Annotated in this window: 23 protein-coding genes; 8 read left to right on the top strand and 15 right to left on the bottom strand. The window is 54.3% G+C overall.

Features of this window, described 5'->3' with window-relative positions; translation table 11 throughout:
- Nucleotides 1-439 precede the first annotated feature (439 nt).
- From nadC to fsa, 10 genes are all read right to left on the bottom strand, one after another.
- A complete protein-coding gene (gene nadC, locus AAC086_RS09805) occupies nucleotides 440-1,279 on the bottom strand; it encodes a carboxylating nicotinate-nucleotide diphosphorylase (RefSeq protein ID WP_339778296.1) in 840 nt (279 codons plus the stop codon).
- A gap of 99 nt (nucleotides 1,280-1,378) precedes the next feature.
- Nucleotides 1,379-2,413, bottom strand: a complete 1,035-nt coding sequence (nadA, locus tag AAC086_RS09800) for a quinolinate synthase NadA (protein ID WP_339778294.1) — start codon at nucleotides 2,411-2,413, stop codon at nucleotides 1,379-1,381.
- A gap of 123 nt (nucleotides 2,414-2,536) precedes the next feature.
- Nucleotides 2,537-3,328 (bottom strand): DUF3800 domain-containing protein, encoded by a 792-nt coding sequence (locus AAC086_RS09795; RefSeq protein WP_339778293.1) that lies wholly within the window; start codon nucleotides 3,326-3,328, stop codon nucleotides 2,537-2,539.
- 207 nt (nucleotides 3,329-3,535) lie between these two features.
- Nucleotides 3,536-4,939, bottom strand: coding sequence for a glutamine synthetase family protein (locus AAC086_RS09790; protein ID WP_339778291.1), 1,404 nt, complete (start codon nucleotides 4,937-4,939; stop codon nucleotides 3,536-3,538).
- A 5-nt stretch (nucleotides 4,940-4,944) separates the two neighbouring features.
- Nucleotides 4,945-5,436, bottom strand: a complete 492-nt coding sequence (locus AAC086_RS09785; RefSeq protein WP_339778289.1) for a class I SAM-dependent methyltransferase — start codon at nucleotides 5,434-5,436, stop codon at nucleotides 4,945-4,947.
- Between the two features lie 266 nt (nucleotides 5,437-5,702).
- The gene (locus AAC086_RS09780) at nucleotides 5,703-6,308 is read right to left on the bottom strand and encodes a glutathione S-transferase N-terminal domain-containing protein (RefSeq protein ID WP_339778287.1); all 606 of its coding nucleotides are present in this window, start codon (nucleotides 6,306-6,308) and stop codon (nucleotides 5,703-5,705) included.
- A gap of 114 nt (nucleotides 6,309-6,422) precedes the next feature.
- Nucleotides 6,423-6,710 carry a YrhK family protein gene (locus AAC086_RS09775; RefSeq protein WP_339778285.1) on the bottom strand — a complete coding sequence of 96 codons (288 nt, stop codon included), beginning with the start codon at nucleotides 6,708-6,710 and terminating at the stop codon, nucleotides 6,423-6,425.
- Between the two features lie 143 nt (nucleotides 6,711-6,853).
- Entirely contained in the window at nucleotides 6,854-7,819 is a 966-nt protein-coding gene (locus tag AAC086_RS09770) for a tyrosine recombinase XerC (RefSeq protein WP_339778283.1), read from the bottom strand.
- A complete protein-coding gene (locus AAC086_RS09765; RefSeq protein WP_339778282.1) occupies nucleotides 7,798-8,487 on the bottom strand; it encodes a DUF484 family protein in 690 nt (229 codons plus the stop codon). The genes AAC086_RS09770 and AAC086_RS09765 overlap by 22 nt, the downstream gene beginning before the upstream one ends.
- Before the next feature lie 133 nt (nucleotides 8,488-8,620).
- A complete protein-coding gene (fsa, locus tag AAC086_RS09760; RefSeq protein ID WP_339778281.1) occupies nucleotides 8,621-9,277 on the bottom strand; it encodes a fructose-6-phosphate aldolase in 657 nt (218 codons plus the stop codon).
- Nucleotides 9,278-9,414: 137 nt separating this feature from the next.
- Between fsa and AAC086_RS09755 the strand changes: the two genes are divergently transcribed.
- Complete coding sequence (locus tag AAC086_RS09755; protein WP_339778279.1) at nucleotides 9,415-11,628, top strand: primosomal protein N'; 2,214 nt, start codon at nucleotides 9,415-9,417, stop codon at nucleotides 11,626-11,628.
- Nucleotides 11,629-11,664: 36 nt separating this feature from the next.
- Here the strand turns inward: AAC086_RS09755 and AAC086_RS09750 are convergent, their stop codons facing one another.
- Complete coding sequence (locus tag AAC086_RS09750; protein WP_339778277.1) at nucleotides 11,665-12,474, bottom strand: ABC transporter substrate-binding protein; 810 nt, start codon at nucleotides 12,472-12,474, stop codon at nucleotides 11,665-11,667.
- A gap of 81 nt (nucleotides 12,475-12,555) precedes the next feature.
- Between AAC086_RS09750 and AAC086_RS09745 the strand changes: the two genes are divergently transcribed.
- The 6 genes from AAC086_RS09745 (at nucleotide 12,556) to atpC (ending at nucleotide 18,314) form a co-directional block, all read left to right on the top strand.
- Nucleotides 12,556-12,861 carry a nucleotide pyrophosphohydrolase gene (locus AAC086_RS09745; protein ID WP_339778275.1) on the top strand — a complete coding sequence of 102 codons (306 nt, stop codon included), beginning with the start codon at nucleotides 12,556-12,558 and terminating at the stop codon, nucleotides 12,859-12,861.
- A gap of 522 nt (nucleotides 12,862-13,383) precedes the next feature.
- Entirely contained in the window at nucleotides 13,384-13,941 is a 558-nt protein-coding gene (locus tag AAC086_RS09740; protein ID WP_022731717.1) for a F0F1 ATP synthase subunit delta, read from the top strand.
- Nucleotides 13,941-15,473: a F0F1 ATP synthase subunit alpha gene (gene atpA, locus AAC086_RS09735; RefSeq protein ID WP_101303197.1), complete on the top strand. Its 1,533-nt coding sequence runs from the start codon at nucleotides 13,941-13,943 to the stop codon at nucleotides 15,471-15,473. The genes AAC086_RS09740 and atpA overlap by 1 nt, the downstream gene beginning before the upstream one ends.
- Before the next feature lie 30 nt (nucleotides 15,474-15,503).
- Nucleotides 15,504-16,397, top strand: a complete 894-nt coding sequence (locus tag AAC086_RS09730) for a F0F1 ATP synthase subunit gamma (protein WP_022731715.1) — start codon at nucleotides 15,504-15,506, stop codon at nucleotides 16,395-16,397.
- A gap of 52 nt (nucleotides 16,398-16,449) precedes the next feature.
- Entirely contained in the window at nucleotides 16,450-17,868 is a 1,419-nt protein-coding gene (gene atpD / locus AAC086_RS09725; RefSeq protein WP_102784437.1) for a F0F1 ATP synthase subunit beta, read from the top strand.
- A gap of 41 nt (nucleotides 17,869-17,909) precedes the next feature.
- Nucleotides 17,910-18,314, top strand: coding sequence for an ATP synthase F1 subunit epsilon (gene atpC / locus AAC086_RS09720; RefSeq protein ID WP_339778269.1), 405 nt, complete (start codon nucleotides 17,910-17,912; stop codon nucleotides 18,312-18,314).
- A gap of 154 nt (nucleotides 18,315-18,468) precedes the next feature.
- Here atpC and AAC086_RS09715 read toward each other — a convergent pair whose 3' ends face one another.
- A complete protein-coding gene (locus tag AAC086_RS09715) occupies nucleotides 18,469-19,311 on the bottom strand; it encodes an SDR family oxidoreductase (RefSeq protein ID WP_339778267.1) in 843 nt (280 codons plus the stop codon).
- Nucleotides 19,312-19,407: 96 nt separating this feature from the next.
- Between AAC086_RS09715 and AAC086_RS09710 the strand changes: the two genes are divergently transcribed.
- A complete protein-coding gene (locus AAC086_RS09710) occupies nucleotides 19,408-20,313 on the top strand; it encodes a LysR family transcriptional regulator (protein ID WP_339778266.1) in 906 nt (301 codons plus the stop codon).
- Between the two features lie 73 nt (nucleotides 20,314-20,386).
- Here AAC086_RS09710 and AAC086_RS09705 read toward each other — a convergent pair whose 3' ends face one another.
- The 3 genes from AAC086_RS09705 to AAC086_RS09695 all read right to left on the bottom strand — a co-directional run bounded on the left by AAC086_RS09705 (nucleotide 20,387) and on the right by AAC086_RS09695 (nucleotide 24,489).
- Entirely contained in the window at nucleotides 20,387-20,827 is a 441-nt protein-coding gene (locus tag AAC086_RS09705; protein ID WP_339778264.1) for a response regulator, read from the bottom strand.
- A 332-nt stretch (nucleotides 20,828-21,159) separates the two neighbouring features.
- Nucleotides 21,160-22,464: a c-type cytochrome biogenesis protein CcmI gene (gene ccmI / locus AAC086_RS09700; protein WP_339778262.1), complete on the bottom strand. Its 1,305-nt coding sequence runs from the start codon at nucleotides 22,462-22,464 to the stop codon at nucleotides 21,160-21,162.
- Nucleotides 22,465-22,497: 33 nt separating this feature from the next.
- Complete coding sequence (locus AAC086_RS09695) at nucleotides 22,498-24,489, bottom strand: heme lyase CcmF/NrfE family subunit (RefSeq protein ID WP_339778260.1); 1,992 nt, start codon at nucleotides 24,487-24,489, stop codon at nucleotides 22,498-22,500.
- Nucleotides 24,490-24,566: the final 77 nt, after the last annotated feature.

Genomic DNA, 24,566 nt, shown 5'->3' with positions numbered 1-24,566 from the left:
AGGTCGCGAAACTGGCACCCAAAAACGGACACCCGATAGGGAAAGAAATTTTAAATATTTAAAAATGCTATTTAACTTCATATATTTACGGGATTGGTGCAAATATGGGGGATTGCATCCCCAGGTTTTATCTGTTTGTTCGTTACCGCAAATTATTAGTAAAAATGGAACACCTTTATAACTACGCCGGTTGTAGGCATATCCTACTCTTAAGATACTAAATGACCTATTCTTAAGTGGTGGGTTATTTTATGAGGTCGTCGTAAGTCGGATAAAAAATGTGGCCGATTCTTACAAAGAAGTGGCAAAAAATTAATATTTTCAGCAATTAAGGTGTAAGTCGGACGGGGTGTTGCCATTTTGCAATGTGATGGCTTTAAACTGACAAAAAGGGCCTGTAGAAAAATTACAGGCCCTGGGCAGGTTCGTTTAGGAAATTTCAGATAATGGCGACATCCAGCCCGATATCAACCGCGGGCGCACTTTGGGTAATGCGGCCAACCGATACGTAATCAACGCCAGTCGCGGCAATCTCGCCAATGCTATCTAATCGCACACCGCCCGATGCCTCGGTTTTGCAACGACCCGCGACAATGGCGACGGCCTTGCGCAGCATGTCCGGGCCCATATTATCAAGCAGGATAATATCGGCACCGGCCTCAACCGCTTCGCGCACCTGGTGCAGGGTATCGCATTCGACCTCGATCTTGGGCAGGTTGGCGGCCTTGGCCATTTCCACGCATTTGGTGATAGATCCGACAACGCCGATATGGTTGTCCTTGATCATAACGCCATCATACAGGCCCATGCGGTGGTTTTGCGCCCCGCCCATGCGGGTGGCGTATTTTTCCATCTTGCGCCAGCCCGGCAAAGTTTTGCGGGTATCAAGCAGTTTGGCCGATGTTTTGCCCATGGCCTGTACATAGGCACAGGTGGTGGTGGCAATGCCCGAAAGGTGCTGCAACGTATTTAATGCAGTGCGTTCGGCGGTTAAAATGCCCCGCGCCGGCCCTTCGATGACGGCAAGAACCGATTGCGGGTTTAACGTATCGCCATCGTTGCATTTCTTTTCGATTTTGGCATCGGGTACCAGTTTGCGAAAACATTCCAGCGCAATATCAAGCCCGGCAACCACAATGCTTTCGCGGGTTTCCACGGCAACGCGCAGGCGGGCATCTTCGGGGATGACATTGTCCGATGTGATGTCGCCGGTGCCAATATCTTCGGCAAAGGCACGGTCGATAAAGTCGGAAATTTCGCTTTGGGTCAATTCGGTCATGGGATGCGCCGGTTTGTTGGATCGGGGATGAAGGAAGGGCACAGATCGTACAGAAAAAACAGGCCCCGCAGCCGATGTGCAGGGCCTGAATGTTTCGGATCAGGCGGCGTTTTCGGCCGAGGCCTCTTTTTTCAACGGAATGCTTTTTGACATTTCCAGCATCCGTTCAAGCGGCTTGACGGCGTTAAGCCGCAAATCTTCCGGCATCACGATCTGTGGGCCGTTATTGACCAGGCACAGATAAAGCTTTTCCAGCGTATTTAGTTCCATGAACGGGCAATTGTTGCACGCACAGCTGCCATCGGCACCGGGCACCGGGATAAAGGTTTTGTGCGGAGCGGCCTTTTCCATCTGGTGAATGATGTGGGGTTCGGTTGCGATCAGAAATTTCTGGTCGGGGCCGTCAATCACATATTCCAGAATGGCGCGGGTCGACCCGATCTGGTCGGCATGGCGTAAAATGCCGTCATGGCATTCCGGGTGGGCGGCGACTTTGGCATCGGGATGCTGGGTTTTCAAACGGATCAGTTCGCGTTCGGAAAACTGTTCATGCACAATGCACGAGCCCTGCCACAAAACCATGTCCCGACCGGTTTTCTTGGCAAGATAGCTGCCAAGATGGCGGTCGGGTGCCCATAAAATGGGTTGGTCGAGCGGGATCTGGTCGATGATTTCAGCCGCATTTGACGATGTAACGATGATATCAGACGCAGCCTTTACCTCGGCCGAGCAATTGATATACGTGATCGATACATGGTCGGGGTGCTGTTCGCGAAATTTGCGAAAGGCTTCGGGCTGGCAGGAATCCTCGAGCGAGCAGCCCGCCTTGGAATCGGGCAGCAGCACGGTTTTTTCCGGGCTGAGGATTTTGGCAACCTCGGCCATAAAACGCACACCGCAAAACACAATCACATCGGCATCGGTCGCGGCGGCTTTGCGCGATAAATCCAGTGAATCGCCGACAAAGTCGGCCAAATCCTGAATTTCGCCATCCTGATAATAGTGCGCCAGAATGATGGCGTTTTTCTCTTTCTTAAGGCGGGCAATTTCCGCCTCAAGATCAAGGGTCGGATCGATCTGGGTTTCAGACATTGCACCGGCACGCGCCTCGGCAATGGTGATAATCTGGTTCATGGCGTTGTCTCATCTCGCCTTGTTGCAACCCGGAGGTAATCAGCGGGACCCGATGTTGCAAGTTAATGACTGTATGAAACCTCAATATCGCTATTGGCACAGGATGGCAAGGGAATGGGGCATTTAGTCCAAAGAGGCGTCAGAGATGAAGCCCGGTGTATTTTTGGGATATGATCTGATGCCGCTTCTGACCGATGCTGCGTTCAGTCTTGCTTCGAAGTAAGTGCTAAATATTTCAAAATCCGGATATTCTTCATGAGCTTGCCAGTGACATCCCATGCGTCCTACGAGGCCCGCAATCCAGTCCGCAGCCTGTACGGTTTGGTACAGGTGGCTTTCTACTTGAAAAGGCGGTTCAACGAGGCATCTGCGTGGTTCATTGCTATTGAACATTGCACGAGCGGCTTCTGTTACAAACTGAAGCCGCTGTTCATGCTCATCCATGATGAGGGTGAATAACGCACTGTCCTGACAATCTTCTTCGCAAAAGCTGTTGAGACGTTTGATGGCTTCGCGAAGCACAGCAAGGTAAAGGCTTTTAGGATTATGTTCTTCTATCGGAGAGGTTTTTCGAAGCCCGACATAAAATAAGTGGCCTCCCAACCGGTCAATTTTATTGAATAGCCGGTTGGTGAAATTTCTCAGTTCCCGGTATTTTTTGACATTCTGTACCGTGTAAAGAGCCGATCCTTTCTTTTCCCAAGTCGCAGGATGTGCATGAGAGCGTTTAATTTCAAAATCAAGTAATCGGCATTTTTGTTGGTAGAACCAGGTACTGAAGCCGCGTATTTCGTGGGTCGGAATAATAAATCCGGCTAACCCGAAGACAGGGCTTTCTTTGTACTTTGGGTGCTTCCGAGAAAGATAAGGGCCGATGTGACCAAACTCGTCAAGATAGACATTGAAAAGCGTCATAATCTGCCCGGTCCCCCAGATACACGAAAACCCATGCACATGGCATGGGCCTCGGAAAGAGAGCATATATGTTTCCATAAATGCGTCTCGACGTTATTTGTAAGTAGTATTGACCTGATTGTCAATAATTTTGCCATCGGTCCGGGCTGTGATCAAGATAGCTTGGTGCATGAGTGAATTTTAAAAAGGGTATTGGTTTGGTCAATTTCAAACCGTAAACCCATACAAATCCCATTCCGCATGGGTTACTTCAAGCGCCATTTGTTCATATTCGGCCCTTTTGATCGCCCCAAAGGCCGTATGCAGGCAATCGCCCAGCGCATGCCGGGCGAAGGTGGACTGATCAAAGCGGTCGATGGCTTCAAGCCAGCTACGCGGCAGGTCGGTCGGGTTTTTGGCGACATTCATTTCATCGGTGCAGGGGGCACCGGGGTCGCTGCGGTTTTCAATGCCGTCAAGGGCGGCGGCAAGGGTGACGGCGGCAACCATATAGGGGTTGGCATCGACCCCGGCAACGCGATGTTCAAAATGGCGGGTTTTGCCGGGATGGCCGGGGACACGAATGGCGACATTGCGGTTTTCAACGCCCCAGTCATCGGAGGCGGGCGAATAAACGCTGGCGGCAAAACGCCGCCAGCTATTCATAAACGGGGCCAGAACCAGCATGGTTTCGCTTACCGTTTGGCGCAGTCCGCCAATGGCATTGCACATCAGCGGGCTGAGGCTGCCATCGGGTTGGTCCGCAAAAAGGTTGTTGCCGTTTTCATCGGCCAGCGACAAGTGCAAATGCATGCCTGACCCGGGTTCGCTGCCAAAGGGTTTAGGCATAAAGCACGCCTCGATCCCAAAGCGCCGGGCGCAGGTGCGGATCAGGCGTTTGGCAATGATCACGTCATCGGCAGCATGAAGCAGATCGCGGTAGCGAATGGTCAGTTCATATTGCCCCGGCCCATATTCGGAAATCAGGGTTTCCAGCGTTAAGCCCAAATGGGCGGCCCCGTCATAGATCGCATCAAACAGGGGCGACATTTCGTCAAGCTCGTCGACCGACATGGTGTTGCGCTGCCTGCTTCTGCGTTTGGTCAGCACATAGGGGGCGGGTTGATAGCGCCCGTCGGGCAGGCGTTGCGGGTCGATCAGGTAAAATTCCAGTTCAAACGCCCCCATCGGGGTGAAGCCTGCGTGCCGGGCGCGGTTGATCTGGCGCAGCAGGGCCGGGCGCGGTTCACCTTCGACCGGGGTGTTGTCATCATGAAACATCGTGATCAGCATTTGCCCGCGGTGGGCATGGGGCAGATAGCCCAGCGTGCCAGGAATGGGCCAGCAGCGTTTATCGCCGCCCCCTTCGGTCAGGACAAGGCCGGAGGCATCGACATCTATCCCTGCCACATCCTGCCCGAACAGCGACATCGGCAAGGCCCGGCCGGTGGTAAAAAGCCCTTCAAGTTCGTGGCGACGAATGGTTTTGCCGCGACCAATGCCGTGGCAGTCGGTCAGAAACACATCAATTGCCTGAACATCGGGATGTTTTTTCAGAAATGCCAGGGCTTCGGCAAGATCGGCCCCGGTTGGCGCGCTGGTGTTCGGGGCACTATCAGTGTTTCTGTCCATAGAATTTATCCCTGAAAACGACGGAAGAAATAACGGTCCTGGGGCACACCTTCGGGCAGCGGTTCGGCAATGGTGCCCGGCACATCGATTTTTTGATCCGATGCGACAATGGCCCCTTTGATCAGGGCCGGGGGCAGGGTGCTGCCGATAAAGGAGGCGATTTTCGCGTTCAGGTCTTCATCGCCTGTACCGACATCGGAATGAACCAGCGCAACCCGGCCTTTAAATTGTTCGCAGGCTTTGGGCAGGGTTTCGAAAATATCACCTAAAAACAAATGGTCATCGGCGGGGATGCATTTGGGGTGGGCGTTGATCTGGCGATCAAAGACATAGATTTCGCGATCTGGCATAATTTCGCGCAGATGGTCAAACGTGCGGCCATTGCCAAGGCCAATTTCAAGAACGATGCCTTCAAGGCCATCAATCATGACAGCGGATGCATTCAGGCAATCGCGCTGGGCTTGCAGACGGCGGATAACACTGTTGAGACGGGACATAGTTTAATTCTCCGATCGGGGCGTTTTCATGCGGGCGGGGCCGGTATTTGGTATTGGTGCTGGTGTCGACTGTTAGGTAAACAACATGTCAAGCGGCGGTGCATCATGATCAAGGCTTGGTCTGATCGCCCCGCAACAAACAGGAACCGCTGTTCCAGCGTGCCAGGGGTTTCCCCCGGCACGTCGGTATAAAAGGCAAAGCTGTTGCGAACATCATGCAAGACAGGCGTGATGTGGTTTAAGCCTTTGATCATGAAGCAGATTATTCAGGCATCCGGGCCGGTGGCATCAAAGGCCGGAACCAGATCGCGGAAAGCATCCAGCCAGGTCACCAGCGCTGGGTATTTTGCCCGCCATGCGCCTTCAAAGCGGAGATCGAGATAGCCCAGTGCACAGGCCACGGCAAAATGACCAATTGTCATATCGCCCGTAAGGCTGGGCGGGGTCGCGGACAGGGCATCAAGCGCGCGGGTTACTTTTTCGGACTGATAATCGAGCCAGCCCTGATATTGTTTTTCTTCCGGGCGGATGCGTTTTTCATATACTTGCAGGATCGAGGCATCGACGATGCCATCGCCCAGCGCCTGAAGGGTCAGCGCGTCCCAGCGGGCGTCGCTTTCGGTGGGGTGCAGGGTGCGGCCATCGGCTTTGGAGTCCAGAAATTCGCAAATCACGCGCGAATCGTAATATTTGCGCCCGTCATCCAAAATCAGGACCGGAATTTTACCCAGCGGATTTTGCTGGCGCAGGGTGTCTTCCGGGTTGGTGGTATCGGCAGTTTCCACGCTTAGGGCGTTATACACACCAAGATATTTGGCCGTCATTTTGACTTTGCGACCAAAAGGCGAGGCAGCGGAGCTACGAAGAATCATCAGATGGCCTTTCTGTGCCAGAACAATGTATGTGCGCAGTGTAAGGGCAAAAGCCTGTGTGATGACAACCAAATTTTTAACGATATTTGACGCGGCTGTGATTGGGGCTATCCCCTACAAGCCGGTATTTGTTTCGGTTTCTTCCTGTCCACCCGATGGCAGAGCCGCGAGATGAAGTTCACGCAGCATACGCACGGTGGGACGCAGGGCAAAAAAGATACTGCCAACCAAAAACAGCCACGTGCCCGCTTCCATCAGGGATTTGTAAAAAAACAGGATACTGCCAATAATAAAGGCAATCGCGGCCAAAAGATCGACCCCGGCATAAATCAGTTCATAAAGGCTATAAAGGTCGCGATGGCGTTGGGTCTGGTCGAACCGGCGGGTACGAAACAGCTTCACGGGGAGACTCCTGTTGGGTGTGTGCATGACAATGCAACGCGGGAGCCACCGATAGTGTTTCTTCAAACTGTTGATTTTATGGCACTTGTCGAATTAAAGAACGAAATTGTCGATAACATCGACGCAGATATTGATCTGTTTTGTTAACGGGCGCGCGGATGAGCCCCCCGGTAAACCGCCATCAACCGTTCGCTATCGACCGAGGTATAGCGCTGGGTTGTGGACAGCGACACATGGCCCAGCAAATCCTGAATGGTGCGTAAATCGCCGCCCCCGGCCAAAAGGTGGGTGGCAAAGCTGTGGCGCATGGCGTGCGGGGTTGCGGTTTCGGGCAGGTTCAGCAAGGCGCGAATGCGGCGCATTTCGCGCTGGGCCACCTGCGCGATCAGGCGTTTGCCGCGGGCGCCTAAAAACAGGGGATCAGCACCGGTGGGCTGATAGGGGCAGGCGGCGATATAATCGTCAATCGCTTCGATCACCACGGGCAGGACGGGCACCAGGCGCTGCTTGTTGCCCTTGCCGGTAATGATCAGCGATGTGCCTTGCGGGCGTTGATCGGCATTAAGGTCAAGTGCCTCGGCAATCCGTAAACCGCAGCCATAGAGCAAAATGAACAGGGCCAGGTTGCGTTTGGCAAGCCACGGATCATCCTGAAAGGCACCGGCATTGTCAATCACGGCCAAGGCATCTTCGGGGGATAAGGGTTTGGGCACAGATTGCGGCAGGCGGGGATTGCGGATGGTGGTAATGGCGGCATTTTGCCCGCGCCCGGTGCGATCGAGAAAACGGTAAAAATTGCGCAGGGTCGAAAGTGCCCGTGCCGTCGAGGATTTTGCCATATTCAGATCGTTGCGGTGTGCCAGCCAACTGCGAAAATCGCGCGGGTTTAAGGACAACAGGGTCGCCAAAGCAGGCGCACCGCCACAATGCTGGTCGGTAAATGCCAGAAAGGCATACAGATCGACCAGATAATTGTCGGTGGTGTGGTGTGAGGCCCGCCGTTCGCTGCGCAACCATTGCAGCCAGTCATCGACGGCTTTGCGGGTATCGGCGGGCAGGGAAAGGGCGGTTAACGCACTTGCGGGGGTCAGGCCGGATTTGTCAGCCATCGACGCACCCCGAATTCAATCACGGAAGACAGGAACATGATCAGATCATTGCCCTGTGCCGGGCTGAAATATCCCGGTTCGGCCACACCGAAGGCGACCAGCCCAACCGGATCGCCATAAAACGGGGCCAGACGTACAAGGGCAGCCGAATTGACGATATCGGCCTTGGGGCCAAAAATGGCTTCGTCACCGGCATGTTCGGGCACCAGCCACACGTCATGATCTTCGCCCAGAACCTGGTCAACGGCCCCGTGGGTAAGGCGGCGGACCCGGCCACCACAGCGCGGGATCGGGTTTTCGGGATGTTCTTCAAAACAAATCGCGATGCAGTCCAGATCCAGCAGATCGGGCACCAGATCCTGCAAGGCTTCGACAAAGGTTTCAAAACCGCGCGCATTTAGCAGGGCCAGAACCGCGCGATGAATGCGTTGCTGGGTTTCGAGGTTGGATTTGGAAATATTGATCAGTTCGCTGGTGGCACCGCGCAAACGATCGCTTTCGGCGCGCAGGCGTTCGACAACATATTGCTGCATGTCGGCAACACCGGACCCGTGATGGCGTACCGGCATTTCCAGACTGTCGAGAAGTTCGTGGCGATGTTTGAAAAAATCTGGGTTGTCGGCAAGATATGTTGCGATGTCTTCGGCGCGCAAAGCAGTTTGTTCCATTGGTCCCGGCAATCTGTTGTCTCATTAAAAAACCCGGCTGCCAGAATGACGGCAACCGGGTTAAATGCTGATTAAGGGCGACGTAAAAAACGCCATCCTTTTACAGGTCAGTGATTCGCAGGGCTAAAAAGCCTTAAAGAATCGACTGGCCGGTTTTCTGCCAATCGGCCAGGAAGGTTTCCAGGCCTTTTTCGGTCAGCGGGTGTTTGAACAACTGACCCAGAACCTGCGGCGGGATGGTAACAACATCGGCACCCAGACGGGCCGAGTCGACAACATGCTGCGGGCCACGGGCGGATGCGACCAGCACTTCGGTTTCCCAGTTCGGGTAGTTGTTGTAAACTTCAACAATATCGGCGATCAGCTGCATGCCATCGCTGGAAATATCGTCAAGACGACCCACAAAGGGTGAAACAAAGGTTGCACCGGCTTTGGCAGCCAGAATGGCCTGACCAACCGAGAAGCACAGCGTGACGTTGGTTTTAATGCCTTCGTCGGTGAAAGTACGGCAGGCTTTAAGCCCGTCGGGTGTGAGCGGCAATTTGACGACGACATTGTCGGCAATCGCGGCCAGCTTGCGGCCTTCGGCGATCATGGTGTCATAATCGGTGGCGGCAACTTCGGCGCTGACCGGGCCGTCAATAACGTCGCAAATTTCCTTGATCAGGTCGATAAACGGGCGGCCAGCCTTGGCAACCAGCGACGGGTTGGTGGTAACGCCGTCTACCAGGCCTGATTTGGCAAGTTCGCGGATGGCGTCGATGTCGGCGGTGTCGATGAAGAACTTCATTGTAATTCCTGCTGATGAAGACCGTTGTTCGATGACGCAGATTACTGCTATTGGCTGTGGGACCGTTTCGAGCCGGGTAAAACCGGACCACAAACGGTTCGGATCACGCCAGCCTATCGTGACGGGGTTTATAATATATGTGCGCCGCAAAGGCCATAACGGGAAATCTGTTTGAACGTCGCACGGTTTCTGTGCTGCCCCCCCTGCCTTTGGCGGGGCCATATGACTATGTCGTTCCCGACGGCCTTGATCTTGAACCAGGTGATTTTGTCGAAATTCCGCTGGGACGTCAAACCCAGCGTGGTGTTGTGTGGGGCGATGCCAGGGGCGATGTCGACCCGGCCAAGCTGCGCGAGATTTATGGCGTGCTGCCTGTGCCGCCGATGGGCGCCATTGCGCGCCGTTTCATTGACTGGGTTTCGGCCTATACATTAAGTCCGCAAGGGGCTGTTTTGCGCATGGGCATGAGCGTGGTTGACGCGCTTGATGCGCCAAAACCGGTTTTTCGCTTTGGTTTGGCGCGCGGCATTACCGAGTCGGACCATAATGTGCGCATGACACCGGCGCGAAAACGCGTTCTTGGTTTTTTGCGCGATCATTCCTTTTTGGATCAGGCCGACATCCTGCGCGAAACCGGCACCGGGGTTAGTGTTCTAAAAGGGCTGGTCGATGCCGGGCTGGTCAAACGCGAACAAGTGGCCCCGCCGTCGCCGTTTAGCCCGCCAGACCTGACAATCGGGCGGCCCGATCTGTCGCCCGACCAGGAAACTGCGGCTGATTTTTTGTGTGAAAAGGTCGAAGCCAACCAGTTTTCAACGATCTTGATTGATGGTGTGACCGGGTCGGGCAAGACCGAGGTTTATTTTGAAGCCGTCCGAACGGCCTTGTCGCTGGGGCGACAGGTGATGGTGCTGTTGCCGGAAATTGCCCTGTCGGCCCAATGGTTGCGGCGTTTTTACGACCGGTTCGGTGTGGAACCTGCTTTGTGGCATTCCGAGGTGGGGCAGGCGCGACGGCGTGAAACCTGGCGGGCGGTGGCCGACGGCAGTGCGCAACTGGTTGTGGGCGCGCGATCGGCATTGTTTTTGCCCTATAAAAATCTGGGGCTGATCGTGGTCGATGAAGAACACGAACATGCCTTTAAACAGGAAGAAGGCGTTATTTATCATGCCCGGGATATGGCGGTGGCGCGTGGGCATCTGGGCGGGTTTCCTGTCATGCTGGCATCGGCAACCCCGTCGCTGGAAACCTTGGCCAATGTTGAGGCGGGCCGCTATGAACGGGTGGTTTTGGACCAGCGACACGGGGTGGCGGTTTTGCCCAGCGTCGAAATTGTCGATATCCGGGTTGATCGACCCGAAAGGCTGCGCTGGATTACCCCGACCCTGAAAAAACGGTTGCTGGAAACATTTGCCGCCGGTGAGCAGGCGATGCTGTTTTTAAACCGCCGGGGTTATGCGCCGTTAACCCTGTGTCGGGCCTGTGGCCACCGGTTTCAGTGCCCCAATTGCACGGCATGGCTGGTTGAACACCGGGCATGGGGCAAATTGCAATGCCACCATTGTGGCTATAGCGCCAAAATTCCCGATACCTGCCCGGCCTGCGGGGCAGAGGAAAAACTTGCCCCCTGTGGCCCCGGTGTCGAACGGCTTTATGAAGAAGCGATCCAGACCTTTCCCGATTTGAAAATTGAAGTCGCCACATCAGATAACATTTCCGGGCCCAAGGCCGCAGCGGCCCTGGTGGACCGCGTGCATAACCACGAAGTCGATTTGTTAATTGGGACGCAAATTCTGGCAAAGGGGTATCATTTTCCCATGCTGACGCTGGTGGGGGTGATTGATGCGGATCTGGGCCTTGCCGGGGGCGATTTGCGCGCCGCTGAACGCAGTTATCAGTTGCTGACACAGGTGGCAGGGCGCGCCGGGCGCGGCGAACGCCCCGGGACGGTTTTGTTGCAAACAGCCGACCCCACCAACCGCGTGATCAAGGCGATTGCCGCGGGGGATCGCGATGCGTTTGATCAGGTCGAGCTGTCGGAACGGATGAAATACGGCATGCCGCCGCACGGGCGGCTGGCCGCGCTGATTGTGTCGGGCAAAAAGGAAAACGAGGTTGATGAAGCCGCATGGCGCATTGGCCGGGCGGCCCCGCGCGGCGATGGCATCGTCGTTCTCGGCCCGGCACCGGCCCCGCTTTCGTTATTGCGCGGGCGGTTTCGCCGACGGTTTTTGCTGCGGACGGATAAGTCGGTAAAAGTACAGGCGGTGATACAGGAATGGCTGGGGCGGGTTAAAACACCGGGCAGTGTGCGGGTTCAGATCGATATTGATCCTTACAGCTTTATGTAGCGGCTTGTCTGATCGCGGATAAAGCCGGTTTTGCCTTTATTGGGAATATTGTTTTGTCATGTATTTCTGTGGGCCAATATATCGTTCGATAATGGCGGCAAGGGTGCCATCGTTCCGCATTTTGCGGATAATGTCGTCGTATTTCTGCTGAAAGATCTGCTTGCCGTCATAGGTCGATGCCTTGGACCAGACATTATAATAGGCAGCCTGACGAATGGGGGGATACAAAAAGATCAGATTGTCGGCAATGCCGTTTTGGCGCGCCTCGTATAGCGATGTCATGTAATTAAGAGGCACGACATCAAATCTGCCATGCAGCAGCATCGGGATCAGCAGGTTGTTTTTGGCGACAGTTTCGATATCCAGCCCGCTATTCCAAAAAGCCGGGCTGTAGGAAAAACTGGCCGCCGCCCCGATATGCAAGCCTGCCAGATCGGAAAAGTTGCGAAACGAGATCCGGTTACGATCTGCCTTGCGAATGGCGAAACGCCAATCGAGCAATAAATGGGCCTGGTCGGGATATTCCAAAAACTCTTGTCGTTCGGAAGATTGCGACAGCGACAGAACAATGTCGCTGGCCCCGTTGCGGGCGTTATAAAGCAAACGATTGCCACTGGAGACCAGCCGAAATTCAAATTCGGAAATTTGCATTTCGTCAAGAACCGCTTTCATTATGTCGATATCAATGCCGCGAATGCGCGTGCCATCCTGCCATTTAAGCGGTGCCTCGCTTAACCCTTCAATGATCAGGGGGCGGGCGGATGACGGGCCGGGTAAGAATAGCACCAGCAGCCCGATCAACAGGCTGACAAACAGACGGTAGACAGCCTTGCTGTCCAGCGACATTGTGTTCTCCAATAAGTGGTTACCCCTTTTGAATAGTCTATATGAGCGAAGGTCTTCCTCAAAACACTTTACGGATACAATATGATGAAGATGAATAACGAAAATCAGGCCAGCATTTGTGCGTGGGCCGAGCAGACCTTCGGGCCGGTTGCCGATCCGGTTGCGCTGGTGGACCGGGCGATGATGGAAATGCAGGAACTGCGCGAGGCGGTTGCCCTGCGCGATCCTGGTGAAATTGGCAAGGAAAGTGCCGATGTGATGATTTTGCTGCATCGGCTGGTCGCGCAATTTGGTTTGGACCTGCATGAGGAAACCGATGCAAAGATGGCCATCAATCGCAACCGTGTGTGGCAGGCCACGGGCGATGGTACCGGATCGCACATCTGACAATATGGGGTCTGACTCCGGGAACCCGTCGGCCATCCGCGATCATTAGGATGGGACTTGGTCCGTCAGTTTAACGATGGCTGTTCGGTGGCGGGGCATTTGCTTTTTTTCGTCTCAAAAAGAATCGGGTTTGCGGGATTTTCATTAGCGCATTTTCCCCTCTGGGTTGGGCATCTTGTGTGCTGGATCACAGTTGCGTTCTGGTTGATCAGGGGAGATGGCTTAATTTTGCCAGATTCTTCAAGATTCGTGGTTTTTTTAGAGCGCCCTGGCCTGAAATGCGCCGTTTCCGTGGGTGCAGGCAGGCTACGCGAAGGCGCAAAACGCCGCGATTTTTCAACGATGACGGCTTTACATCGTATCTGGGGGCCAAACTCGTCACAATTGCGGTGGCGCGGGGGTTGCTCCTTACTGGGACATGTGCTACCAAACGCTCGCTTCCCGAAGGGCCGTCTCTTCGGGGGATCATTTTTTTATATGTATCCGAGTCGTTCTCATAACCAGAATTGAGGGCTTTCACCGGTGTCCCAAAATACTGCCGCGACCGGGCTCCAAGGGCGCTATGCCACAGCACTATTTGACTTGGCCAAATCGGCCAAGCAGCTTGATGCTGTCAAAAGTGATCTTGAATTGCTCGACCAAGCCATCGCAACAAGCGATGAGCTCCGGAATGTTCTCCGTAGTCCCGTGATTTCCCGGGATATGCAGGCCAAGGCGATGGCTGCTCTTCTTGATAAGCTCGGTGTTTCCGAGGTGACCAAGAAGACAGTTGGGCTTCTATGTCAGAAGCGTCGTCTGTTTGTCCTGCCGGGCGTAATCAATTCCTACCTTTCCATGCTCTCAGCTCATAATGGTGAAGTGACCGCTCAGGTGACTTCGGCAGCCGAGCTGAAGAAAGAGCAAATCGAAGCCGTTACCGGCGCTCTCAAAGAAGTTGTCGGCGCCACTGTAAAAGTGGACCTTAAAATTGATCCGGCGGTTCTTGGCGGTCTTATCGTCAAGGTCGGCTCCCGGGTTTTTGATGCCTCGCTTCGGACTAAACTTCAGAAGCTCGAGCTCGCTATGAAAGGGGTTGCGTGATGGAAATCCGCGCCGCGGAAATCTCCGCTATTCTTAAGGATCAGATTGCCAATTTTGGTGCTGATGCCGAAGTCGCCGAAGTCGGTCAGGTTCTGTCCGTCGGTGATGGTATTGCCCGTGTTTACGGTCTGGACAATGTTCAGGCTGGTGAGCTTGTTGACTTCCCAGGTGGTATTAAGGGCATGGCCCTTAACCTCGAAGAAGACAACGTTGGTGTCGTGATCTTCGGTTCTGACCGTACGATCAAGGAAGGTGACCAGGTTAAACGTACTGGCGCCATCGTTGACGTTCCGGTTGGTAAAGAACTTCTCGGTCGCGTCGTTGACGCACTGGGTAACCCGATCGACGGCAAAGGTGATCTGGGTGCAAAAGAACGTCGCCTTGCTGACGTCAAAGCACCGGGTATCATCCCGCGTAAATCGGTTCACGAGCCAGTACAGACCGGTATCAAGTCAATTGACTCCCTGATCCCGATTGGCCGTGGCCAGCGTGAGCTGATCATTGGTGACCGTCAGACCGGTAAAACCGCCATCATCATCGACACCATTCTGAACCAGAAGCCGGTGAACGATGCTGCGAAAAACGACAGCGAAAAGATGTTCTGCATCTATGTTGCTGTTGGTCAGAAACGTTCGACCGTTGCACAGGTTGTTAAGGTCCTTGAAGAACGTGGCGCGATGGAAAACACCATCATTGTTGCTGCGACCGCTTCTGATCCGGCACCGATGCAGTTCCTTGCACCGTTTGTTGCTTGCGCAATGGGCGAGTACTTCCGTGACAACGGCATGCACGCAACGATCTTCTACGATGATCTGTCCAAACAGGCAGTTGCATATCGTCAGATGTCGCTCCTGCTTCGCCGTCCGCCGGGACGTGAAGCATTCCCGGGTGACGTTTTCTATCTGCACTCTCGTTTGCTCGAACGTGCTGCGAAAATGAACGACGAAAACGGCGCTGGCTCGCTGACCGCACTTCCGGTTATTGAAACCCAGGGCAACGACGTTTCGGCGTTTATTCCGACCAACGTGATTTCGATCACCGACGGTCAGATCTTCCTTGAAACCGACCTGTTCTATAAGGGGGTACGCCCGGCTGTGAACGTTGGTCTGTCGGTTTCGCGTGTTGGTTCGTCCGCACAGATCAAAGCGATGAAGCAGGTTGCTGGCTCGATTAAGCTGGAACTCGCTCAGTATCGTGAGATGGAAGCATTCGCACAGTTCGCATCGGATCTTGATCCGGCAACCCAGAAACTTCTGGCCCGTGGCGCACGTCTGACCGAGCTGCTCAAGCAGCCGCAGTACTCGCCGCTTAAAGTCGAAGAGCAGGTTGTGGTGATCTACGCTGGTGTTAAAGGCTACCTTGATGGTGTTGCAATCAACAAGATTCGCGCCTTCGAAGAGCAGTTCCTGTCGGACATCCGTTCGAGTGGCGCTGACATCCTTGATGCGATCCGCACCGAGAAGGTTCTGTCTGATGACAGCGAAACCAAGCTTAAAGCGTTCCTCAGCAAGTTCGCGAAAACCTTCGCGTAAGTTTGAACTTTAGGCGAAGGAGGAAACGCAATGGCTAGTTTGAAGGATCTGCGCTCGCGCATTGCCAGCGTCAAATCGACGAAGAAAATTACTTCGGCGATGAAGATGGTGGCTGCCTCCAAGCTCCGCCGTTCGCAGGATGCAGCGGAAGCAGCGCGTCCCTATGCTGATCGCATGGGGACGATGCTGGGCCGCCTCGCAGCTGCGGTAGGTGGAGTGCAAGGGGCACCAAAGCTTCTGGCCGGTACTGGTAAGGATGACGTGCATCTGCTCGTCGTCTTCACCGCGGACCGCGGCCTTTGCGGTGGTTTCAACGCATCAATCGTAAAAGCATCACGTCTTAAAATTCGTGCCCTTAAGGCCGAAGGCAAAACCGTGAAGCTGATCTGTGTTGGCCGTAAAGGTGCAGATGCGCTTAAGCGTGAATTTGGTGGCGACATTGTCGCCCGGTATATCGGCATCGAAGGTAAGAAGGGGATTAATTTCTCTTCGGCTTCCGAAGTTGCTGACAAGGTTCTGGCGCTTTACGAAGAAGGCGAATTTGACGTCTGCACGATCTTCTACAACAAGTTCGTGTCGGCTATTTCGCAAGTTGTTACAGCGCAGCAGCTGGTTCCGTTCGCGGGAGCAGATGTTGAAGAGCAGGAAGAAGAAGTCACTGGTTCTTCTGCGGTTTATGAGTATGAGCCGTCCGAAGAAGCAATCTTGGCTGATTTGCTGCCGCGTAATGTTGGCGTCCAGATTTTCGGTGCCATGCTGGAAAGCAGTGCATCCGAGCACGGTGCGCGTATGTCCGCGATGGATAACGCAACCCGCAATGCCGGCGACATGATCGACCGACTGAGCATCCAATACAACCGCTCACGTCAGGCTCAGATCACCAATGAACTGATTGAAATCATTTCCGGCGCCGAGGCTTTGTAAGCGGGTCGCAGGAAGTTAACGGATAGTTTTGTCCGAGCAGGAGACAATACCTATGGCGAACAAGAAGGCGGGGAAAATTTCCCAGGTAATGGGCGCCGTCGTCGACGTTAAATTCGACGGCGAACTGCCTCCCATTCTGAATGCGCTGCATGTTGACAACAACGGTCAGCGTCTGGTTCTTGAAGTTGCACAGCATCTTGGTGAAAGCGCGGTCCGTACGATCGCGATGGACACCACCGAAGGTCTGCAGCGCGGTCAGGAAGTCACCGATACCGGTGACGCGATCTCGGTTCCGGTTGGTCCGGAAACCCTGGGTCGTATCCTGAACGTGATCGGCGAGCCGGTTGATGAACGTGGTCCGGTGAACACCAAGAAACGGTCCCCGATCCACCGCGAAGCTCCGGCTTTCATCGATCAGTCAACCGACACCGAAATCTTGGTTACCGGCATTAAGGTTATCGACCTTATCGCACCGTACACCAAGGGTGGTAAAATTGGTCTGTTCGGTGGTGCGGGCGTTGGTAAAACCGTCCTTATCATGGAACTGATCAACAACGTGGCCAAAGGCCACGGTGGTTATTCGGTCTTTGCCGGTGTTGGTGAACGTACCCGTGAAGGTAACGACCTCTATCACGAGATGATGGAATCAGGCGTTATCAATCTCGAAGGCGATTCAAAAGCTGCACTGGTTTATGGCCAGATGAACGAACCCCCGGGAGCACGTGCACGTGTTGCTCTGACCGGTCTGACTTTGGCGGAATACTTCCGTGACGAAGAAGGCCAGGACGTTCTGTTCTTCGTCGATAACATCTTCCGCTTTACCCAGGCTGGTTCGGAAGTGTCAGCCCTTCTCGGTCGTATCCCGTCTGCTGTGGGTTATCAGCCGACGCTGGCAACCGACATGGGTGCGCTGCAGGAACGTATTACCTCGACCAAAAAAGGTTCTATTACCTCGGTTCAGGCAATTTATGTCCCGGCCGATGACTTGACCGATCCGGCACCTGCAACTTCGTTTGCTCACCTTGACGCGACCACGACGCTCAACCGTCAGATTGCCGAGCTCGGCATCTATCCGGCAGTTGATCCGCTCGATTCTACCTCGCGTGCACTCGATCCGGGTGTCATCGGCAAGGAACACTACGAAACCGCACGTGAAGTTCAGCGTATTCTGCAGACCTACAAAGGTCTTCAGGACATCATCGCCATCCTTGGCATGGACGAGCTTTCGGAAGAAGACAAACTGGTCGTGGCACGTGCCCGTAAAATCCAGCGTTTCCTTTCGCAGCCTTTCCACGTTGCAGAAGTCTTTACTGGTAGCCCGGGCGTGTTCGTTCAGCTCGAAGACACCATCAAAGCTTTCGCGGCGATCTGCGCTGGTGAATACGACCATATGCCTGAACAGGCATTCTACATGGTCGGCACCATCGAAGAAGCCATCGAAAAAGCCAAGAAGATGGCCGAAGCTGCCTAAGGCAGTTTCGGTCCCCCTCCGGGTAAGGAGCGAGGACTGTCATGACTGATACGACTGTACTGGAACTGGTTTCGCCGTCTGCCCTGCTCAAATCCGAGCCGGTAGAGATGGTTGTTGTTCCGGGCACGGACGGGAACTTTGGTGTGCTGCCCAAGCACTCACCGCTGATCTCGACCATCCGTCCGGGCGTCATTGACATCTATAAAGGTGGCACGGTTTCGGAACGCATTTTTGTTGCAGGTGGTGTTGCCGAGGTTAACCCCGAGCGTTGCACCATTCTGGCTGAAGAAGCGATTTCTGTTGCCGACATCAAGGCCGATGTCGCACAAGCCCGTCTGGAAGCTGCCAAGGCTGCGTTTGATGCCGCAAAAACGACCCACGAAAAGGCAAATGCCGAACGTGAAGTCCAGGTTGCTGCTGCACAGATTGATGCTTTGACCAACTGATCTGACAGAAATGTCACGATAAAAGGGCCGCTATCCCATTCGGATAGCGGCCCTTTTTGTTGTCCTGTCGCAGGGCATGGTCAGCGCGTGTCGTAATGATGAATATCGCGTGTTTTACGGTCTGCTCATGTCACTTTATCTGGCGTCAAAATCGTCAGGGGCGCTGTGTTTCGACGCGGTCGGCAGAAAATGCGATGTCCTTTTGGGCCTCCAGGCTACGAAGGCGTTCGTGCAAGGCCGCGTGGATCGCATGATAGGCCGTGCTGCCCAGTGTCACACGAAGCGGGGCAGGTGTTACATCTACGGAATTAACCATCGCCCGTGCTGTATTCACGGCATCGCCCTTGATGGCGAAATTACCATTGGCTATCGCCTCGCGAACCTGATGGGCTGGTGTTCCCTTATAGGCATCTAACGGGGGTGGGCTGATAAGGCCATCTCCAAAGCCGGTTTGGGTGGGGCCGGGTTCTATGATGGTAAAGTCGATGCCAAAACCTGAAACCTCCTGCCGGACGGCTTCGACAAAGCCTTCAATTCCCCATTTGGTGGTATGATACAGGCTGAAATTAGGATAGGCGATTTGTCCGCCTTCGGATGATACCTGTAAAATACGACCGTGTTTTTGCGCACGCAAATGCGGCAGGGCAGCGCGAATCACCTGGATTGACCCGATAATGTTGGTGTTAATCTGATGAACGATTTGATCATCGCCAAGTTCCTCGGCAGCACCAAACAGGCCGTAACCGGCATTGTTTACGATGACGTCAATTGTTGGATACCGGGCAAATGCCTGGTTAATCACGTCACGGATTTGTGCCGTATCGGTGACATCAAGCTGCATCACATATAACCGATGCCCATATTGGGCAGTCAGGTCGGTCAGAATGCCGGGTTTACGAACTGTTGCAATGACTGTGTCGCCACGGGCGAGCAGGATTTTGGTCATTTCCAGACCAAGACCGGAAGACGTGCCGGTGATAAACCATGTGCGGGTCATACATACCTCGTTGGTTGGAGAAGATATGTATGACTATAGATTTTTAGATTATTGGGTCTATGCTGCCTAATTGGCATGACTTGATGGTAAATACCCATGAATTATACCCCCAGCCTTAATGATCTGAAGGCGTTTGCCTGTATTGCCGGATGGCAAAGTTTTCGCAAAGCAGCCGACGAACTGGGGTTGGCCCCATCCACGATAAGTCATGTTATTCGTACCCTGGAGGAAAATATGGGGGTGCGTCTGTTTCATCGCACGACCCGCAGTGTCGCCCTGACCGAGGCGGGCGAAAAACTGTTGTCCCGGTTGCAACCGGTATTGCGCGACCTTGATTTTGCGCTTGAAGAAGTAAACCATTTTCGGGATCGGCCTAGCGGCATGCTGCGGATTAACACCAGTGACATTGCCGTTGCAATGTTGCTGGATGCGGTGGTGCCGGACTTTTTGGCGCAATATCCCGATATGTCGTTGGATCTGGTAACGGACGGGCGGCTGGTGGATATTGTCGCCGAAGGTTTTGACGCCGGTATCCGGTTAGGCGAGGCCATTCCACAAGATATGATTGCGGTGCGATTTGGCGGACAAACCCGGTTTGTTGCCGTCGCAGCACCGTCTTATTTTAACAATCGATCTTTGCCGCACATACCGGACGATCTGAAATTCCATCACTGCATTCGGTATCGTTTGCCCAGTGGCAAGCCCTATCATTGGGAATTCGCCCGTCATGGGCAGGAATTACATATTGATGTTCCAGGCAGTTTAACGCTGGATCATCCTGTTTTGATGGTAAAGGCGGCCATGGCCGGGCTTGGCATTGCGTATGTGCCGCAAAAAGTTGCCGAAGACGCGCTGGCAAATGGGAGCCTGATAACCGTACTTGATGACTGGTGCCCGCCAATTGCCGGTTTGTATTTATATTATCCCGGTCATCGGCATGTACCCTCCGGATTGCGGGCATTTATTGATGTAATGAAAGCAAGTACACGCGGAAAAAGCTGAAAAGCACAGCCGTTACAGGTGCCGGGCATGCCAAAATAAGGGATGTAAAGCCACAAACGCAGGGAAATATGCGTTAGTGTGACGGCGTTAAGGCCGTATCAAGCCAGAAAGTTTCGATCATTTTCATCAGATCGATAAATTCAACCACATCAACCGGTTTGCGCAAATAGCAGTTGGCACCGGCGGCATAACATAGATCAACATCGCGTTCGGCCCCCGATGTTGTCAGAACAATAACCGGGATGCTGGCCGATGCCGGGTCACTGCGAATATCGCGCAGCATCTCGCGGCCGTCCTTGCGGGGCATGTTCAAATCCAGCAATATCAGCTTTGGCCGTGGTGCGTTGCGGTACTGCCCGTCTTTCTGCAGGAATTGCAGGGCCGTAATGCCGTCTTTAACATGGTGGAGGCTTACCGGGCGGGAAAATTCCTTTAAGGCTTCTTCCACAAGCCTTGCATCGCCGGGATTATCTTCAATCAGCAATAAATGGCTGGGCGTCTTCACCGCTGACATTTCCACCAAGCTCCATTATTCTTATGAACAGGGATAATACCCCGGTTAGCTAGCACTGTACTAGACTGGATTATAGCATTGCCGGATATTTATAGATGAGTAGTTTTTGATTGTCGTTCGCAATTTGATCTTTTGCGGATAAAAAATGACATTTTTTCGGCTTTGCCACCTTGAACAGCCTGCCAAAACAGGACCAATCGCGATTTTTTTCAGGGATCGATTCTTAACCTGCAAGACGGCCTTTGTGCAACTGCACATTTCAAAACAGCAAAGTCCGAGTCGCGTCATAGGGGTATGACGCGACGACGGATGATCAACTTTGGTTATTGATTTTAATTGGTTGCAATGCCTGATTGTGCGGCGATGATGGACAACTGGTCGAGGGCTTTGGCATCGTCCTTAAGGGCAATTTGTGCCTGCTGGTAGCTTTCCTGTGCCTTGTCTTGCATCCCCATGACCATATAGGCACGCATCAGGCGGGCCCAGCCATCGGGGTCTTGCGGGTTTTCTTCCAGCTTTGATGCCAGCCGCCCGACCATGCCTTCAATCATTTGTCGACGTTCTTCAGGCGACATGTCGGCAGCGGCTTTCATATCTTGCTGGCTGGGGCCGACATTGCCGGCAATGGCGGGGCGATTGGCAATATTGGCCGATTTCAGGCGGCCGGTAATATCAATGCCTTCGGCCTGGGCTGCTTGCTGAATTTGGCGAACCACCATCGGCACCCATGAGGCATCGGCGGGGGCCGCGTTGACCAGCGATATCCAGCGTTCGACGGCGGCATCGGCATGGCCTTGCTGTAAATCGGCAACGCCAAGATAAAATCCGATGCGCGGGTTGTCATTGCCAGATTTGGCGGCTTCTTCCAGTGCGCCGCGTGCCGGGGCGGTGACTTGCCCGTCGTTGGCACGAATGATGGCTTCGGCATACATTGCCAGATAGGCGCCGTCCCGGTTGGAAAGTTTAACCGCCTCAAGAAAGGCCGTTTGTGCTTCTTGCGGGCGGTTCAATGCCATCAGGCTGGTGCCCAGCAATTCCCAGTTTGAAAGGTTGCCCGGGTTCTGGATCAGTTTTTGCGACAGATCGGCGACTGCATTTCTAAGCGCACGGTCACGATCCTGATTGTGGTTTTGAGCATTGCGTGCGGCCATGATTTCATCGGCACGCTGGGCGAAAGGCCGGTCCGGCAGTGCCGGGTGACCAATATCAAGATACAGTCCCAAGCCGCCAATCAGGCCGATCAGGATCAGCGCCACCGCGACAGGGCGGGCAAAGGCGCCTGGCGTTTTCCCAACACGGTTGGCGGCGCGTGCCTGAATGCGCTGGTCGGTCGCCAGAATGCGGCGCTGGACTTCAATTTTTGCGGCATCGGCCTGTTCAGCGCTTAAAATGCCGCGGTCAATGTCGCGGGTGATTTCGCTTAGCTGGTCGCGATAGACGGTCAGGTCGCGTTGGAGTTCATCCTCGTCGACCAGTTCGGCATTGTGCGCCGCAGCCGACTTTTCGAGGTCCGCGGTGCTTTGGGCATCGCCATCGCCCTGTTGGGCGGGCGGGCGTTTGTCACCTGTTATCACAGGCCAAAGAACATACCCGGCAACAGCAACGGTAACGAGGGCAAAAACAATCCAGACAGTCATGGGGAGGGGGTATCCTGTTTTCGTTTTTGCCGTTTATTCGGCCGGTTGGGCCGCATGGGCGGATTTTTTAGCCTTGCGCGACGGGGTCGGTGCGCCAACCCGGTAACGCCGGTCAGAGAGGGACATCAGCCCGCCAAAGACCATCACCAGCCCGCCTGCCCACATCCACGGGATCATCGGTTTGATGTAAAACCGGGTGACCCAGTTGTTGTTTTCATCGGGATCGCCCAAAACAGCATAGACATCGCCGGTAAAGGACGACTTGATGGCGGCTTCGGTCGTGGGGCGGCCTTCGACGGTGTAAATGCGTTTTTCCGGTGCCAGAATGGTTGTTTTATCGCCCGGATGCTGAACCGTGATATGGGCCTGCCGGGCCATGTAGTTCGGCCCCTGAATTTCCTTGATGTCGTTTAAGGTGAAATTATAGCTTCCGACCTTGACACTATCGCCAATTGCCATCGACTGAACGGATTCAGTGGTCCAGGCTTGCGACCCGGTGATCCCGGCAATGACAATGGCAACCCCGGCATGGGCCAGCATCATGCCATGTGCGGAGCGGGGCAAATTGCGCATACGGCGAAAACTGTTGCCCAACGGTTCGCGAAACAGTTTGAACCGCCCGGCCCATTCCACAATGGAGCCGACAAACAGCCACACCGCCAGCCCCATGCCAAACAGGGCAAAAACCGGACCACCCGAAAGCCAGTAAGTCACCAGAACTGTCACCACAACAATGGCGATGGCCAGTTTCAGTTTGCCAATTGCAACAAACAGATCGGCGCGTTTCCAGGGTAAAAACGGGCCGATGGCCATGGCAATGATCAGCGGTGTCATGATCGGGACAAAGGTGGCATCAAAAAACGGCGCCCCAACCGAGATTTTTTCTCCGGTCAGGGTTTCCAAAAACAGCGGATAAAGGGTGCCTAAAAACACCATTGCCGCCGCGATTGACAGCAACACATTGTTGAAAATCAACGCCCCTTCGCGCGAAATGGGCTGAAATAGTCCGCCGCCTTTTAGCGTGGGGGCGCGCCAGGCATAGAGCGCAAACGAGCCCCCAACCGACAGGGCCAGCAAAACCAGAATGAAAATGCCGCGTGTCGGGTCGGTCGCGAAGGCGTGAACCGATGTCAAAGCCCCGGAGCGAACCAGAAAGGTGCCGAGCAGGGAAAACGAAAAGGCGATAATGGCCAGAAAGATGGTCCAGCTTTTAAGGGCATCGCGTTTTTCAACCACAATGGCAGAATGCAGCAGGGCCGTACCGGCCAGCCACGGCATGAAAGACGCGTTTTCAACCGGGTCCCAGAACCACCAGCCGCCCCAGCCCAGTTCGTAATAGGACCACCACGAGCCAAGCCCGATGCCTGCAGTGAGAAAGACCCAGGCGGCCAGCGTCCACGGGCGGACCCAGCGCGCCCATGCCGGGTCAACCCGGCCTTCGATCAGGGCGGCAATGGCAAAGGCAAAAGCCACGGAAAAACCGACATATCCGAGATAAAGGAAGGGCGGGTGAATGGCGATGCCCGGGTCCTGCAATAACGGGTTCATGCCCTGACCGTTGAGCGGCGGGTTGGCGATGCGCTCAAACGGGTTTGAGGTCAGCAGGATGAATAAAAGGAAACCAACCGCAATCAGCCCCATAACGCCGACCACCCGGGCCAGCAGGCTGGGGGGCAAATTGCGGCCAAAGGCCGAAACCGCCGCACCAAACAGTGTCAGGATCAAGACCCATAACAGCATCGATCCTTCGTGGTTGGCCCATACACCGGTAATTTTATAAATCAGCGGTTTGGCGGTGTGGCTGTTTTCCACCACATTTAAAACCGAAAAATCGGACGTGACATAGGCATATGTCAGCGCACCAAAGGAAAAGGCAACCAGCACAAAGGTCGCAATCGCCGTGCGCGGGGCAACACGCAGCAGCGCACTGTCGTTGCGCGCGGCGGCAAGAAACGGCACAGTGGATTGGGCAAACGCCATCGCGAGCGCCAATACGAGGGCATAGTGTCCGAGTTCAACGATCATGGGGGCTTGCCAATCCTTTATATTCAGGTTCGAGCCGGTATAATGTGCGATGCAAAGTTTGGAAACCTTGCGGAATA

It is taken from the genome of uncultured Thalassospira sp., assembly GCF_963976115.1.
Taxonomy (GTDB): Bacteria; Pseudomonadota; Alphaproteobacteria; order Rhodospirillales; family Thalassospiraceae; genus Thalassospira.
The sequence above is the reverse complement of the archived record's forward strand: the minus strand, read 5'-3'. Positions and strand labels throughout refer to the sequence as shown.